This window comes from Endozoicomonas sp. 8E, from assembly GCF_032883915.1.
Classification (GTDB): domain Bacteria; phylum Pseudomonadota; class Gammaproteobacteria; order Pseudomonadales; family Endozoicomonadaceae; genus Endozoicomonas_A.
Genome location: NZ_CP120717.1, coordinates 3,597,194 through 3,614,049, shown reverse-complemented (window position 1 = coordinate 3,614,049; position 16,856 = coordinate 3,597,194). Strand labels below are relative to the sequence as shown.

The 16,856-nt window shown below is 46.4% G+C and carries 10 protein-coding genes; all 10 read left to right on the top strand.

The window, feature by feature from the left end; all coding sequences use genetic code 11:
• The first annotated feature begins 117 nt into the window (after positions 1–117).
• The 10 genes from P6910_RS11810 (at position 118) to P6910_RS11765 (ending at position 16,791) form a co-directional block, all read left to right on the top strand.
• Positions 118–1,716, top strand: coding sequence for an F-box/WD40 repeat-containing protein (locus P6910_RS11810; protein WP_317146438.1), 1,599 nt, complete (start codon positions 118–120; stop codon positions 1,714–1,716).
• A 139-nt stretch (positions 1,717–1,855) separates the two neighbouring features.
• On the top strand, positions 1,856–3,418 hold the full coding sequence (locus P6910_RS11805; RefSeq protein ID WP_317146437.1) for an F-box/WD40 repeat-containing protein: 1,563 nt from the start codon (positions 1,856–1,858) through the stop codon (positions 3,416–3,418).
• 149 nt (positions 3,419–3,567) lie between these two features.
• Positions 3,568–5,172: an F-box/WD40 repeat-containing protein gene (locus tag P6910_RS11800; RefSeq protein WP_317146436.1), complete on the top strand. Its 1,605-nt coding sequence runs from the start codon at positions 3,568–3,570 to the stop codon at positions 5,170–5,172.
• Positions 5,173–5,348: 176 nt separating this feature from the next.
• Positions 5,349–6,947, top strand: coding sequence for an F-box/WD repeat-containing protein (locus P6910_RS11795; RefSeq protein ID WP_317146435.1), 1,599 nt, complete (start codon positions 5,349–5,351; stop codon positions 6,945–6,947).
• A 162-nt stretch (positions 6,948–7,109) separates the two neighbouring features.
• On the top strand, positions 7,110–8,714 hold the full coding sequence (locus tag P6910_RS11790; RefSeq protein ID WP_317146434.1) for an F-box/WD repeat-containing protein: 1,605 nt from the start codon (positions 7,110–7,112) through the stop codon (positions 8,712–8,714).
• Between the two features lie 164 nt (positions 8,715–8,878).
• On the top strand, positions 8,879–10,483 hold the full coding sequence (locus tag P6910_RS11785; RefSeq protein ID WP_317146433.1) for an F-box/WD repeat-containing protein: 1,605 nt from the start codon (positions 8,879–8,881) through the stop codon (positions 10,481–10,483).
• Positions 10,484–10,503: 20 nt separating this feature from the next.
• The gene (locus P6910_RS11780; protein WP_317146432.1) at positions 10,504–10,743 is read left to right on the top strand and encodes a hypothetical protein; all 240 of its coding nucleotides are present in this window, start codon (positions 10,504–10,506) and stop codon (positions 10,741–10,743) included.
• Complete coding sequence (locus tag P6910_RS11775) at positions 10,740–10,916, top strand: hypothetical protein (protein WP_317146431.1); 177 nt, start codon at positions 10,740–10,742, stop codon at positions 10,914–10,916. The genes P6910_RS11780 and P6910_RS11775 overlap by 4 nt, the downstream gene beginning before the upstream one ends.
• Positions 10,917–10,993: 77 nt before the next feature.
• Positions 10,994–14,854, top strand: coding sequence for an ankyrin repeat domain-containing protein (locus tag P6910_RS11770; RefSeq protein ID WP_317146430.1), 3,861 nt, complete (start codon positions 10,994–10,996; stop codon positions 14,852–14,854).
• A gap of 326 nt (positions 14,855–15,180) precedes the next feature.
• The gene (locus tag P6910_RS11765; RefSeq protein ID WP_317146429.1) at positions 15,181–16,791 is read left to right on the top strand and encodes an F-box/WD repeat-containing protein; all 1,611 of its coding nucleotides are present in this window, start codon (positions 15,181–15,183) and stop codon (positions 16,789–16,791) included.
• Positions 16,792–16,856 lie beyond the last annotated feature (65 nt).

The window sequence follows — 16,856 nt, the reverse complement described above, 5'->3', positions numbered from 1 at the left end:
TTAGTTTCACTGACCAACCTGTTATGAACTTTCATTCTGAAATTGTCTCTGACTACTAAATAATTTTGAACCCTCCTTGTTGATCAAAGATAAATAACAACTTTGCAGGAACCCGTCATGCATGGAATAAATAATGATTCCGCTATTGAACCACCACTACCGCAAGTTCAAGCTCTATCGCTAACAGGTAACCATGCGGGAAAGTCCATTACTGTAACTGACAAGGAAGAAAAATCTTCATTTCAGGATTTAACCTCAGATACACTGTCCCTGATTTTTCGCCATTTAAAACTTCGGGATATTCGCAGTTTACAAAAGGTCTGTACCCGCCTTCGCGATGTGATCAAAGAAGATAACGCTCTGGCAAAAGCCTGGTATCGACAGTTTTCTTCAGCACACCAGAATCAACTGAGGATGACCATCAACAGAAAAGACAAGAACCAACTCCGAGCCTGGTTTGAGTCGTTTTCCAATGATCAGGCGTTTCTCGAGTCACTCACAGATCGCCAGCCGACGAGTGTTTATTCACCTGCTCTATTATTTTTCACCAGGGCTGAGCTGATGTCTCAATGTAAAACCTTTGAGTTAGTCACAAAAGCCACCATTGACAAAATTTGTGAAGTCAACTCAGCCACCAGCATTGACGACACCGACCCTATAAGAAACCTCAATAAAGTCCACTCTGCCGCTCTCAGTGCCGATGGCCGCTACCTGATCACCACCAATGGAGACCACACGGCAAAAATCTACCGCCAAAAGGTTGATGGGATATGGGAAAGAACAACCTCCATTCCCCATGGCAGTTCGGTCAGATCAGCGATTTTCAGCCCCGATAGTCACCATCTGGTAACCGTCTCGAATCACAGGGCGAAGATATGTGGCCTTGGATGCAATGAGTTATGGAAACTAAACATCAACATTCTCCATCATCATCAGATCAGTTCAGCCACCTTCAGCACCGATAGTCGTCATGTCGTGACCGCCAGTTTTGATAACACAGTGAAAATCCATAGTCAGAAGGATGATGGATCATGGGGGTTAACAGTTACCTTTTACCATCATTATTCTGTCTATTCAGCCACTTTCAGCAGCGATGGCCGCCATGTGGTAACCGCCTGCGGGAATAAAACGGCAAGAATCTATAGCCAGAGAGACGATAGATTATGGGAAGAAAAAGAGGTTTTTCCCCATGAAGGTGCTGTCATGTCAGCGGCCTTCAGCCCTGCTGGTAACTGTGTGGTCACAGGCAGCCTCGATGGCACAGTGAAAATCTATAAGAAGAAGTCCGATGGATCATGGGAAAAAAACACCATCAGTCAACACAGTAAAGGTGTCAACTCAGCTACCTTCAGCCCCGATGGCCGTCATGTTGTGACTGCTATCTTCGATGGCACAGTGAAAATCTACGGCAGAAAAGCCAAAGGCTTATGGGAAGAAAAAGCCTCCTTTGCCAATAATTTTTTGGCCATGTCAGCCACCTTCAGCCCTGATGGCCGCCACCTGGTGACAACTACCTTGCATTGTAAAACGGCGAAAATCATTGGTCAGCAGGATTATGGTACCTGGTTAGAAAAAGCCAACATTGTCCATGATGCCGCTATCTCATCGGCCACCTTTAGCGCCGATGGCAGCCAGGTGATCACATCCAGTGTGGATGGCGTAGTAAAAATCACTGAACTACGGAGGAATCATTTATTGTCTGCAGTCACTGAGTGACAACATCCTGAATGTGCCGAAAGTCATTTTGTCAGTTGCACTGACCAAACTGTTATGAACTTTCATTCTGAAACTGTCTCTGACTAACTAGAACGCCCTTGTTGATCAAAGATCATTAGCAACTTTGCAAGAGTCATTCATGCATGGAATAAATAATCCTCCTGTTACTGAACCACTACCAGCGCAAGTTCAAGCGCTATCACTCACACCAACGGGTAACAGTGCGGGCAGGTCCATTACTGTACCTGACAAGGAAAAAAAATCTTCTTTTCAGGATTTAACCTCAGATGCAATGTCCCTGATTTTTCGCCATTTGAAACTTCGGGATATTCGCCGTTTACAAAAGGTATCTACTCGCCTTCGCGACCTGATCAAAGAAGACAACGCACTGGCAAAAGCCTGGTATCGCCAGTTTTCTTCGATACACCAGAACCAACTGAGAATGACCATCAGCAGAAAAGACAAGAATCAACTCCGAGCCTGGTTTGAGTCTTTTTCGAATGATAAGGCGTTACTCGAATCACTCACAGATCGCCAGCCCACAGGTGCTTATTTGCCTGCTCTATTATTTTTCACCAGGGCTGAACTGATGTCTAACTGTGAAACCTTTGAATTAGTCACCAGAGCCACCATTGACGATCAAAGCCATGTGGCATCCGCCAATAAAGTCAACTCAGCCGACCTCAGTGTTGATGGCCGCTATCTGGTCACAGCCAATGAAGACCACACGGCAAAAATCTATGGCCTCAAGGCTAATGGAATATGGGAAATAAAAACCACTATTCCCCATGACAAATGGGTCGACTCAGCCATTTTCAGCCCCGATAGTCATAATGTATTAACCGTAAGTTTTAAAACGGCGAAGATATATGATCTGGCATGCGATGAATCATGGGAACCAAACACCACCATTCTCCATATAGGTATCATCCATTCAGCCAGCTTCAGCACCGATAGTCGACATGCGGTGACCACCAGTTGGGATAAAACAGGGAAAATCCATAGCCGGAAGGATGATGGATCATGGCAATTAACGGCGATCCTTAAAAACGCTCTCTTTTCAGCCAACTTCAGCAATGATAGCTGCCAGGTGGTAACCACCTGTTGGGATAAAATGGTGAGAATCCATAGCCAGAAAGCTGATGGTTCATGGGAAGAAAAAGATTCCATTCCCCACAGTGGTAGAGTTATTTCAGCCAACTTCAGCCCCAATGATTGCTATCTGGTCACCGCCAGTCGGGATTGCAGGGCGAAACTCTTTGAGAAGAAGTCCGATGGAACATGGGAAGAAAATACCCTCATTCAACACAGTAACGGTGTCAAATTGGCCACCTTCAGCCCCGATGGCAGCCGTCTGGCGACTGCCAACAAAGATTGTATGATGAAAATCTATGGCCGGAAAGCCGATGGATCCTGGGAAGAAGAAACCATTATTTATCATAAAAATGAGGTTACATCAGTCAACTTCAGTCCTGATGGCCGCCACCTGGTGACGACTGCCAGGCAATGTAAAACGGCAAAAATCATTGGACAGCAGGATAATGGCTCATGGTTAGAAAAGGCCAACATTGCCCATGATGACTGGATCTCATCAGCCACCTTTAGCGGCGACGGCAGTCAGGTGATCACATCCAGCGAGGATGGCATAGTGAAAATCACTGAACTACGGAGGAATCATTTATTGTCTGCTGTCACTGAGTGACGCCTTCCTGCATGTGCCGAAAGGCATTTTCTTAGTTTCACTGACCAACCTGTTATGAACTTTCATTCTGATTTTGTCTCTGAATGACTAAATAATTCTTAACCGTCATTGTTGATCAAAGATAAATAGCAACTTTTCAGGAACCCGTCATGCATGGAATAAATAATGATTACGCTATTGAACCACTGGTAACGGAAGTTCAAGCTCTAGCGCTAACACCAGAGGGCAATAGTGCAGGCAGGTCCATTACAGTGCCTGACAAGGAAAAAAACTCGTCATTTCAGGATTTAACCTCAGATACACTGTCCTTGATTTTTCGCCATTTGAAGCTTCGGGATATTTGCAGTTTACAAAAGGTGTGTACCCGCCTTCGCGACGTTATCAAAGAAGATAACGCAATGGCAAAGGCCTGGTATCGTCAGTTTTCTTCAGCACACCAGAATCAGCTGAGGATGGTCATCAGCAAAAAGGACAAGAATCAACTCCGAGCCTGGTTTGAGTCGTTTAGCAATGATCAGGCGTTACTCGAGTCACTCACGGATCGTCAGCCAACAAGTGCTTATTTACCTGCTTTATTATTTTTCACCAGGGCTGAAATGATGTCTAAATGTAAAGCCTTTGAATTAGTCACTAATGCCACCATTGACAAAATTTATAAAACCAACTCAGCCAGCAGCCCCGAAGATCGCGTCCGTATGGAACGCCTGAATAAGGTCAAATCGGCCGTGCTCAGTGCCGATGGCCGCTTTCTGGTAACCTCCAATGGAGACCATAAGGCAAAAATCTACCACCACAATCCTGATGGAACATGGGAAATACAAACCTCTTTTCCCCATAGAAGCCATTTCCAATCAGCCATTTTCAGCCCCAATAGTCACCATTTAGTCACCGTCAGTGGTCATTACAAGGCGATGATATATGAGCTGGGAAGTGATAAATCATGGGAACAAAAAACCACCATTATTCATAATGGGCACATTAAATCAGCCACCTTCAGCACCGATAGCCAACATCTGGTCACCGTCAGTCTGGATGGTAAAGTGAAAATCCATAGCCAGAAAGATGATGGATCATGGGGGTTATCAGCCTTCTTTTCCCATCAGTATGCTATCTATTCAGGCACTTTCAGCACCGATGGCTGCTATCTGCTAACTGTCGGTCAGGATAAGAGGTTGAAAATCTTTAGCCAGGAGGACGGTGGATCATGGGAAGAAAAAGAGGCCATTCCTCATAGTGATAGTGTCTGTTCAGCCACCTTTACCGCCAATGGTGGCTCTCTGGTCATCGTCAGTCCGAATCGCGAAGCGAAAATCTATGAGAAAAAGGCCGACGGATCATGGAAAGAAAGTGGCATCATTCAACACGGGGATTTTGTCAGCTGGTCCACATTCAGCCCCGATGGCCGTCATGTGGTCACTGCCAGCAGAGATCGTACAGTGACAATTTACGGCAAAAATGCCAATGGTTTTTGGGATAAAAAAGCCACCTTTTCCCATAACGGTTGCGCCTTATCAGCCACCTTCAGCACTGATGGCTGCCATGTGGTGACTGCCAGCCAGGACGGAACGGCGAAAATCATTGGTCAGCAGGATGATGGGTCATGGTTAGAAAAAGCCAGCATTGAGCATGATAACTTTATCTCATCGGCCTCCTTTAGCACCGATGGTAGTCAGGTGATCACATCCAGTGAAGATGGCATAGTGAAAATCACTGAACTACGGAGCAATCATTTATTGTCTGCTGTCACTGAGTAACACTATCTCAATAACACTATCTCAACAGCACTCTCCTGCATGTGCCGAAAGTTATTTTGTTAGTTTCACTGACCAACCTGTTATGAACTTTCATTATGAAATTGTCTCTGACTGACTAAATAGTTTTAACCGTCCTTGTTGATCAAAGATAAGTAACAGCTTTGCAGGAACCCGTCATGCATGGAATAAATAATAAATCCGCTATTGAACCGCCAGTAACTCAAGCCCTATCGCTAACTCCAACGGGTAACAGTGCAGCCTGGTCCATTACTGTATCTGACAAGGAAAAAACCTCTACATTTCAGGATTTAACCTCAAATACACTGTCCCTGATTTTTCGCCATTTGAAACTTCGGGATATTCGCAGTTTACAAAAGGTATGTACCCACCTTCGAGACCTGATCAAAGAAGATAACGCACTGGCAAAAGCCTGGTATCGCCAGTTTTCTTCAGCACACCAGAACCAATTGAGGATGACCATCAGCAGAAAAGATAAGAACCAACTCCGAGCCTGGTTTGAGTCGTTTTCCAATGATAAGGCGTTACTCCAGTCACTCACAGAGCGCGAGCCTACGAGTGTTTATTCACCTGCTCTATTATTTTTCACAAAGGCTGAGCTGATGTCTCAATGTGAAACCTTTGAATTAGTCACAAAAGCCACCATTGACAAAAATTATAAAGGCGAGTCATACGATCACTCTCCCTATATATCAGATATAGAATATTACAATCGAGTCAATTCAGCGGCACTTAGTGCTGACGGCCGTTATCTGGTCACCGCCAATGGAGACAGTACGGCAAAGATCTACGGTCAAAAGGCTGATGAAACATGGGAAAAAAAATCCTCCATTCCCCATGGCAGTTGGGTCAGATCAGCGATTTTCAGCCCCGATAGTCATCATTTAGTAACCGCAGGTTCGGATGGCAGGGCGAAGATATATGATCTGGTGCACGATGAATCATGGGAACCAAACACTACCATTCTCCATAGCCGTTACGTCGTAGCAGCTACCTTCAGCACCGATAGTCGGCACGTGGTGACCGTCGGTAGAGAGCAAACGGCGAAAATCCATAGCAAAAAACACGATGGATCATGGGAGTTAACAGCCACCCTTCCCCATGAAAGTACTGTCAAATCAGCCACTCTCAGCAGTGATGACTGCTATCTGATAACCGCCTGTTGCGATGGAACCTTGAAAATCTATAGCCGGAAGGACGAAGTATCATGGGAAAAAAAAGATGTCATTTTCAATAATAATGGTGTCCTGTCAGGCACCTTGAGCCCCGATGGTCGCTATTTGGCCACCGCCGGCTTGGATCTATGCAAGGCGAAAATCTTTAGCAGGAAGGCCGATGGATCGTGGGGAGTAAATACCACTATTGAACATAAGAGAACTGTCAACTCAGCCACCTTCAGCCCCGATAGCCGCCATCTTGTGACTGCCAGCCACGATGACACAGTGAAAATATACGGCCGAAAAGCCGATGGCTTATGGGAAGAAAAAGCCACCTTTTCCCATAAGGATTGGGTCATATCAGCCACCTTCAGCCTTGATGGCCGCCATGTGGTGACGGCTAGCCAGGACAATACGGCGAAAATCATTGGTCAGCAGGATGATGGCACATGGTTAGAAAAAGCCACCGTTGTCCATGATGACTGGGTCACATCGGCCACCTTTAGCGCCGACGGCAGCCAGGTGATCACATCAGGTTTGGAAGGCATAGTGAAAATCACTGAACTACGGAGGAATCATTTATTGCCTGCTGTTGAGTAACACTATCTCAACAGCACTACCCTGCACGTACCGAAAGAAACTTTGTTAGTTTAACTGACCAACCTGTTATGAACTTTCATTCTGAAATTATCTCTGACTGACTAAATAGTTTTAACCGTCCTTGTTGATCAAAGATAAGTAACAGCTTTGCAGGAACCCGTCATGCATGGAATAAATAATAAATCCGCTATTGAACCGCCAGTAACTCAAGCCCTATCGCTAACTCCAACGGGTAACAGTGCAGCCTGGTCCATTACTGTATCTGACAAGGAAAAAACCTCTACATTTCAGGATTTAACCTCAAATACACTGTCCCTGATTTTTCGCCATTTGAAACTTCGGGATATTCGCAGTTTACAAAAGGTATGTACCCACCTTCGAGACCTGATCAAAGAAGATAACGCACTGGCAAAAGCCTGGTATCGCCAGTTTTCTTCAGCACACCAGAACCAATTGAGGATGACCATCAGCAGAAAAGATAAGAACCAACTCCGAGCCTGGTTTGAATTGTTTTCTAATGATCAGGCGTTACTCAAGTCACTCACGGATCGCCAGCCCACAAGTGTTTATCTACCTGCTCTATTATTTTTCACCAGGGCTGAGCTGATGTCTCAATGTAAAACCTTTGAACTAGTCACAAAAGCCACCATTGACAAACATTATAAAGCCAACTCAACCCCCCCCATTGCCGATCACATGAATATGCCATACCTCAATAGGGTCAACTCAGCCGCCCTAAGTGCAGATGGCCGCTATCTGGTCACCGCCAATGGAGACAGTACGGCAAAAATCTACCGCCAAAAGGCTGATGGAACCTGGGAAAAAAAAACCTCCATTCCCCATAACGATTGGGTCAGCTCAGCGATTTTCAGCCCCGATAGTCACCATCTGCATACTGCCACTTTTGATGGCGCGGTAAAGATATATAGTCTGGAGTGCGATGAATCATGGGAACCAAACACCACCATTCCCCATGATGCTTTCATCGATTCAGTCAGCTTCAGCACCGACAGTCGACATGTCTTGACCGGCAGCTGGGAAGGCATAGCGAAAATCCATAGCCTGAACGACAATGGTAGATCATGGCAGTTAACAGCCATCCTTCCCCATAACAGCTCTCTCAATTCAGTCATCAGCACCGATGCCCGCCATGTATTGACCGCCTGCAATGATGATACGGCGAAAATATTCAGCCAGATGGACGACGGATCATGGGAAGAAAAAGAGGTTTTTCACCATAATGGTGTCCGGTCAGCCGCCTTCAGCGCCGATGGTCGCTATGCGTTCACCGCCGGTAAGGATTGCCTTGCGAAAATCTATGAGAAGAAGTCCGATGGATCATGGAAAAAAAATACCATCATTCAACACAGGCAAGCTGTCAACTCAGCCACCTTCAGTCCCGATAGCCGCAATTTAGTGACTGTGACTGCCGGCAAGTATTGCACAGTGAAAATATGTGGCCGAAAAGCCAATGGCTTGTGGGAAGTAAAAGTCACCTTTGACCATAATAAATGGGTCTCATCAGCCACCTTCAGCCCTGATGGCCGCCATCTGGTGACCACTCCTTTCCATAACAAAACATCGAAAATCATTGGTCAGCAGGATGATGGTTCATGGTCAGAAAAAGCCAACATTGTCCATGATGACAATATTTCATCGGCCACCTTTAGCGCCGATGGCAGCCAGGTGATCACATCCAGTCTGGATGGCGTAGTGAAAATCACTGAACTACGGAGTAATCATTCATTGTCTGCTGTCACTGAGTGACACTATCTCAAAAGCACTCTCCTGCATGTGCCGAAAGAACTTTTGTTAGTTTCACTGACCAAGCTGTTTTGAACTTTCGTTAAGAAATTGTCTCTGACTATTTATGATAATTTTTAAACGCTTTTGTTGATCAAAGATAAATAACAACCTTGCAGGAAGCCGTCATGCATGGAATAAATAATTCCGTTATTAAACCGCCAATAACGCATGCTCAAGCTCTATCGCTAACGCCAATGGGAAAAAGTGCGGGCGGGTCCATTACCGTACCTGACAAGGAACAAAATTCTTCATTTCAGGATTTAAACTCAGATACACTGTCCCTGATTTTTCGCCATTTGAAACTTCGGGATATATGCAGTTTACAAAAGGTATGTACCCACCTTCGAGACCTGATCAAAGAAGATAACGCTCTGGCAAAAGCCTGGTATCGCCAGTTTTCTCCAGCACACCAGAATCAACTGAGGATGACGATCAACAGAAAAGACAAGAATCAACTCCGAGCCTGGTTTGAGTCGTTTTCCAATGATAAGGCGTTACTCCAATCGCTCACAGAGCGCGAGCCTAAGAGTGTTTATTCTCCTGCTCTACTATTTTTCACCAGGGCTGAGCTGATGTCTCAATGTGAAACCTTTGAATTAGTCACAAAAGCCACCATTGACAAAATTTATAAAGCGAACTCAGCCACCAGCTTTGACGAGCTCATGTCTATGGAATTTGACAATAGAGTCCACTCTGCCGATCTCAGTGCTGATGGCCGCTATCTGGTCACCGCCAATGGCGACAACACAGCAAAAATCTACGACTACAAGTCAAATGGAACATGGGAAATTAAAACCACCATTCCTCTACACAGACCGGTCAATTCAGCAACTTTCAGTCCCGACAGTCACCATCTGGTCCTCGGCAGTTTGCATGGCACGGTCTGGCTATGTGACCTGGGATCTGATGAATCATGGAAACTAAACGCCACCATTCGCAATGTTAGTCCACTCTGTTCAGTCACTTTCAGCACCGATAGTCGACATGTCGTGACCGCCAGTTTTGATAAAACTGCAAAAATCTATAGTCAGAAGGATGATGGATCATGGCAGTTAACAACCGCCCTTCCCCATTACAATTCTGTCCTTTCAGCCATTTTCAGCACCGATGGCCGCCATTTGGTCATCGCCTGCGGGGATAAAACGGCGAAAATCTATAGCCAGAGGGCCGGTGTATTATGGGATGAAAAAGAGGTTTTTCCTCATGAGGAGCCAGTCCTGTCAGCCGCCTTCAGCGCCGATGGTAACTATGTGGTCACCGTCACTATGTATGATGGCAAGATGAAAATCTATGAGAAAAAGTCCGATGGATCATGGGAAGAAAATATCTTCATTCAACCCATTAACGCTGTCAAATCGGCCTCCTTCAGCCCCGATGGCCGTCATCTAGTGACGACCAGAGGAGATGGCACAGTGAAAATTTACGGCCGAAAAGCCAATGGCTTATGGGAAGAAAAAGCCACCTTTTCTCATGAGAGTTCGGTCTTGTCAGCCACCTTCAGCCCTGATGGCCGCCATTTGGTGACTGCCAGCTATGACAAAACGGCGAAAATCATTGGTCAGCAGAATGATGGGACCTGGTTAGAAAAAGCCAACATTGTCCATGGTGACACTATCTCATCGGCCACCTTTAGCGCCGATGGCAGTCAGGTGATCACATCCAGTGAGGATGGCATAGTGAAAATCACTGAACTACGGAGGCATCATTTATTGTTGGCTGTCACTGAGTGACACCATTCTGCATGTAGATCGTGTCGCAAAACTCTCTCCAGCGTGGGAACGAGTTGACTCCCGTCATTCCCGGCTTCATTCTCGTCATTCCCGGCTTCATTCTCGTCATTCCCGGCTTCATTCTCGTCATTCCCGCGAAGGCGGGAATCCACACTGACTCACCACCAGAACCATACTGCCCGGTGCCCCCCCCCGCCTTGTCATCCCCGAGAAGTCAGAGACCCACTGTTGGCGCTGGATTCCCGCTTTCGCGGGAATGACGACCCCAGAGCATGAGAACAAGCTGTTGGAGTTTTGCGACACCCTCCTTCGCGGGAATGACGACCCCAGAGCATGGGAACGAGCTGTTGGAGTTTTGCGACAGCCTCACAAGGCTTATTCCAATTCGCAGTCTCAACAAAACAGACTACCCTGTATTAACTCAGCAACCTAACCGCTCTGGCAATGTACACCTTTTACACCTTTTTACAGCTGTCCAATGTAGCATTTGTAGCAACAGTAATTTCCTTTTTGACAAATCCTGAAGTGGCCACTGGTGAATACTTGGAATGGCAGCTGCCTGTAAACCAACAAAGTGATTCCTCTATATCCGTTCGAGCCAGGTCGGTAAGTGTTGCGACAAAAACTCAGGGCACACGAACGCAGTCTTTTACTGGCGAAGTCACTATTTTCGGGCAGATCGACCAGCCATTTATCGTCTGTGCACAAGGCTTAAACGCTCAGGGCTTTACTTATGAAGCCAGTGCTGTTGTACCTCTCCCTTTTTCTAATAGTGATAAATCAACCCATCTTTATGTGCTCAGGTTGAGTGAGCAAACGGGCAGAATAGCGGTTAAAGAAAGCCAGCCTTGCCCGGAGTCTTTTAATCACCCGTATCCATTCACATCAGGGCAATATCTGCGTTCAAAAAAGCCTTTTTTAGTGGTAAATGGACGAGTAGAAAAAACGCACGATACTCAAAATGCCGGGGCCATTCCCCCTGCCGGCATGCCAATCAAGCCTGTGTTATTTCAAAGCCCTTCAGGTGGTGGCTACGATACTGACGATGACAACGATTTCAAACGACCGCCCTTTATGCCCGTACCTGACAAAATGATGGTCGACCTGATTCTCCTGCCCACTCTAAGCCTGCCTGCTAACTGGCGTGATTATTTGCCTTTTGTCGGAGTGTACCACTGGCTTACCAATACACAGCCCGAAGGGGTAACGATTGTTGTACGGTTCGGTGATTCACCGCCTCTTACCTTCCGAATCAGCCTGGCTGAATCCCGGGAACTGGCGGTTAAGCTGCTTAATACACGGGAGCTTTTACACTGGCTCGCTCCCAGGCTCAGTGGCAGGGAGCATCTGATACAACGGCTTCTGGAGCTGACGACAGACTCAGATGAACGGCCCTGCCCATTGTCTGAAGACATCCTTAAATCCCTCCGCAAGCAACTGGCTATCGTGTTGGAACTACCCGATACTGAGTTCAGTCTTGAGTTTGAATACTCGGAACTGGAACGCACCTTTAAAAGACAGACCAGGACTCAGACACCCCCCGAAAACGTACAGTTGGGAAACGCCCAAAGCACAAGTTCACAAAATCCCGCAGTGAATAAAGGCAACAAACAGCGTTATTCAGGCCGCCTGACACACAACAATGAAAAAAAACAAAACCAGCCAGAGCAGAATTATCCAGAACCTGATAACAAACGTACCGATTACACTCATAATGCATTTTCCGGGGATGATGAGTATTACACCGTCATACTGCATCAAACCGAATATCACGTCAGCAAACGACAGGTGTTAGCAAATCTGGACAGGCCTGCGTCAGAAGCCGGTTTAAGGCTATCCTGTATGGATTGCGAACAAAGCGGGTTTCTGCTTCAGGAAGTACTGCCTCACGCACAAAGGCACTGGATAACGTGCGATCAGTGTCAACAATTCAGACCCATTGCAGGTACCCTTGACGCGCGCCAAGTAATGCTAAAAATCCATACCCAAAGTCAGTGCACTCGGTACAGAGGGCAGGTACCGGGAACACCTTCAATGGACAATACTCTGACTCTGTTCCGTTTCATGATTCGTTTCGGAACCGAAGAAACCCTGCTCGACCTGTTACAACAATTCGATTTACCGATAGTCGCTGAGGATTTAAATCAGACAGATCGTAACCACAGAACCGTGCTTCACGATCTGGCTCAATATACTTCACCGGCAGTCATCCGATCGTTTCTGCAGCGTTTCAAGCATTGGGTAACCGCTGAACTGATACAGCTTCCAGACAATTACGGCTGGACTTCAGCACACTACCTGTTTCAATATCAGTCAGAACAGGACATCATGGAAACCATTCAATCTAATGGCAAGATGATTACCTGGGAATTGCAGGCTCGGCAGAACCGCCGAGGTTCAACTCCGCTTCATATTCTTTATCACCGGAATTTCGTCCGGGCAGTGGAGGGCGTGTTTCAAAGATTACAAAATCAGACAGGCAGACCTGTTAGCCAGTATCTGGCAATGCAGAATTTCAGTGGCGCAAACCTGCTGCATATTCTTTTTGCCAGTTGCAGTACCCCGCTGATTTATTATTTTATTGACCAGAATTATTCCCTGATGACCGATGCTATGCTGGTGGCTGAAGCCCATAATGGCGAAACGCCACTGCACATACTGTTTGGTCAGGGTTCTTCAGCTACCATTGAACGGATTATTGAAGGCTGTCGCATTTACCTTGACTCTAAGGTGTTAGGCAAAAAACGAGCCATTGATGGCTATACCCCGCTGCATCTTCTCTTTGCCAGAGGTAATAACTCTCTGACCAAAGCATTTCTGGGCAGGGTTTACTTTGATTATCTCATAGGATTAACAACCAACCATGCCGGTGTCTCTGTAGCTCAGATGTTGTTACAGCATACTTCTCCTGCAGCTGCATCGTCTTGGTTGCTGGCTAACCTTGAGCATAAGCATGAGCAGCTACTAAAAACACTTTTGGAGAGTAACCCTGAACTCAGCTGGGACGAACTGTTTCAACAGGCCAGGCTGCTTCAAGTCAGGTCACATCGACTTGACTGGTTGAAGGAAGAGCGAGAAAAAAGCATCACAGAAAAATCCATAGTCACTGTCGCCAGTGCTGAAAACCAGTTACACGAAATAGCAAGAAACAACTCACCTGAAGATATTGCAGCAATCTTCGAGCGCAATGCAGAAACCATTACGCCAGCCATGCTATCAAAAGCCAATAGTGCTGGTTTTACGCCTTTTCATATATTGGTTGATCGAGGTATCAGCGCCGGTACTATTTTTTCCTGGCTTTTGCATGGTTTATCAGATGCCGTGGCCAATGAACTGCTTGATATAGATCTCTTTGGCGCACTTGGCTGGCGGCATATATACGATTATGCCCGTGTATCTTCTTATCTTGAAAAAGACCTGAAACTCAAACAGGTTCTGGGGCTGCTTGAGCCGATATTCAATCAGAAACCCACATCATCTGAAATGGCTTCATCGCCATCAACTCAGGAGTTTTCAGACGCAGTGGCTCATATGGAGTGTCCAATTTGTATGGAGGCAATGGCCGAAAATGTTGCGGCCACTCCCTGCTGCGGTCAACTCTTCCATAAAGATTGCATTACTAGTTGGGTAAAAGGCAAAAATCAGTGTTCTCACTGCCGCAAGAGTATTTCAGCCAATCAATTAACAACCATCCGACTGCCTGAGATTTTTGTGACGAAAGTGTTTGATGTTCAGCCTAAAGTGAAGCCAGAAGAAAAAAACTCGTCGCCTGATGGAGCAAAATTACCCCACTTTGCTACCGGTCAAGGCCACACAGAGAGCGTCCAGGCCGAGATATTGTCGGACAGTGACCGAATCAAGCACCTTCTGGATTTGCACTCTGCTGTCCGCACTGGCAACACACAATTGATCAAGAAAGTGCTGGACTTTGACCCCTCCCTGGCCAAAGAGAAGAATATCCTTGGCGAAACGGCTCTCCACAAGGCTGCTTTTGAAGGCCACACAGTGGTCATCCGGACATTGCTGGACTTTGACCGCTCACTGGCCAAAGAGAAGGACAACGATGGCAAAACGGCTCTCCACAATGCTGCTTTTTGTGGCCACACAGTGGCCATCCAGACATTGCTGGACTTTGACCGCTCAATGGCCAAAGAGAAGGATAAATATGGCAAAACGGCTCTCCACACAGCTGCTGATTGGGGCCATCCAGAGGTCATCCAGAAATTGCTGAACTTTGACCGCTCACTGGCCAAAGAGAAGGATAAATATGGCAGGACGGCTCTCGACTATGCTATGCAGCTTGTCTGCACAGACTGCAAGAAACTTCTTGAAGACTATGGAGCCCAATCATCGGGCAGCCTTCAACAGTGAGCAATAAAATTGCGCGCAGAACCGATTCTTGATTACTTCAAACCTCCCCCCTCATACTGCGCCAAACCCGGCGCATCCTGTCGTTACCCTGACTTTTACTGACAGCTATCGAAAACCAATAACACTATCTCAATAACACTATCCCAATAACACTATCTCAATAACACTATCTCAATAAAACCATCCTGCACGTGCCGAAAGAACTTTTGTTAATTTCACTGACCAAGCTGTTTTGAACTTTCATTCTGAAATTGTCTCTGACTGACTAAATAGTTTTAACCGTCATTGTTGATCAAAGATAAATAACCACTTTACAGGAAGCCGTCATGCATGGAATAAATAATGCCGTTATTAAACCGCCAATAACGCAAGCTCAAGCTCTATCGCTAACACCAATGGAAAAAAGTGCGGGCAGGACCATTAGTGTACCTGACAAGGAACAAAAATCTTCATTTCAGGATTTAACCTCAGATACACTGTCCCTGATTTTTTGCCATTTGAAACTTCGGGATATTCGCAGTTTACAAAAGGTATGCACCCGCCTTCGCGACGTGATCACAGAAGACAACGCTCTGGCAAAAGCCTGGTATCGACAGCTTTCGCCAGCATACCTGAATCAGCTGAGGATGACCCTCACCCGAAAGGACAAGAATCAACTTCGAGCCTGGTTTGAGTCGTTTTCCAATGATCAGACGTTCCTCAAGTCAATTACAGAGCGCCAGCCCACAGGCCTTTATTCGTCTGCTCTATTATTTTTCACCAGGGCTGAGCTGATGTCTCAATGTAAAACCTTTCAATTAGTCACTGTAGCCACTATTGACAAAACTTATAAAGCTGACTCCAATGATCTCTCTGCCCATATTTCAGATATGGCATTTCACAATCGAGTCAATTCAGCCGCACTCAGTGGTGACGGCCGCTATCTGGTCACCGCCAATGGCGACTACACGGCAAAAGTCTACGAAAAAAAAGCTGATGGAACATGGGAAATAAAAACCACCATTTCCTATTTTGATGAAAGGGTCGAATCAGTGGTTTTCAGCCCCGATAGTCACCATGTACTGATCTCCAGTTCGATGAACACAGCGGAGATATATGATCTGGGCGATGAATCATGGGAACCAAAGACCACCACTCTCGATGACCTTTACGTCGAATCAGCCGCCTTCAGCCCCGATAGCCAGCAGGTGGTGACCGCCGGTAGCCGCCAGGCGGCGAAAATCCATAGCAAAAAACGCGATGGATCATGGCAGTTAACAACCCCCCTTCCCCATGAAAGTACTGTTAAATCAGCCGCTTTCAGCAGTGATGGCTGCTATCTGATAACCGCCTGTTGCGATGGAACGGTGAAAATCTACAGCCGGAAGGACGACGTAACCTGGGAAAAAAAAGATGTTATTCCCATTAATAATGATGTCCTGTCAGTCACCGCCACCTTCAGCCCCGATTGTCGCTATGTGGCCACCGCCGGTGTGTATGATTGCAAGGCGAAAATCTTTAGCAAGAAGGCCGATGGATCATGGGAAGTAAATACCACCATCGAACATAAGAAAATTGTAAACTCAGCTAACTTCAGCCCCGATGGCCGCCATCTTGTGACTGCCAGCGACGATGGCACAGTGAAAATAGTCGGCCGAAAAGCCGATGGCTCATGGGAAGAAAAAGCCACCTTTTCCCATAAGGATTCGGTCACATCAGCCACCTTCAGCCCTGATAGCCGCCATGTGGTGACTGCCAGCGATGACAAAACGGCAAAAATCATTGGTCAGCAGGATGATGGGACATGGTTAGAAAAGGCAACCATTGTCCATGATGACTGTGTCTCATCGGCCACCTTTAGCACCGATGGCAGTCTGTTGATCACATCCAGTGAGGACGGCATAGTGAAAATCACTGAACTACGCATGAATCATTCATTGTCTGCTGTCACTGAGTGACACTATCTCAACAGCACTATCCTGCATGTACTGAAAGAAACTTTGTTAGTTTCACTGACCAACCT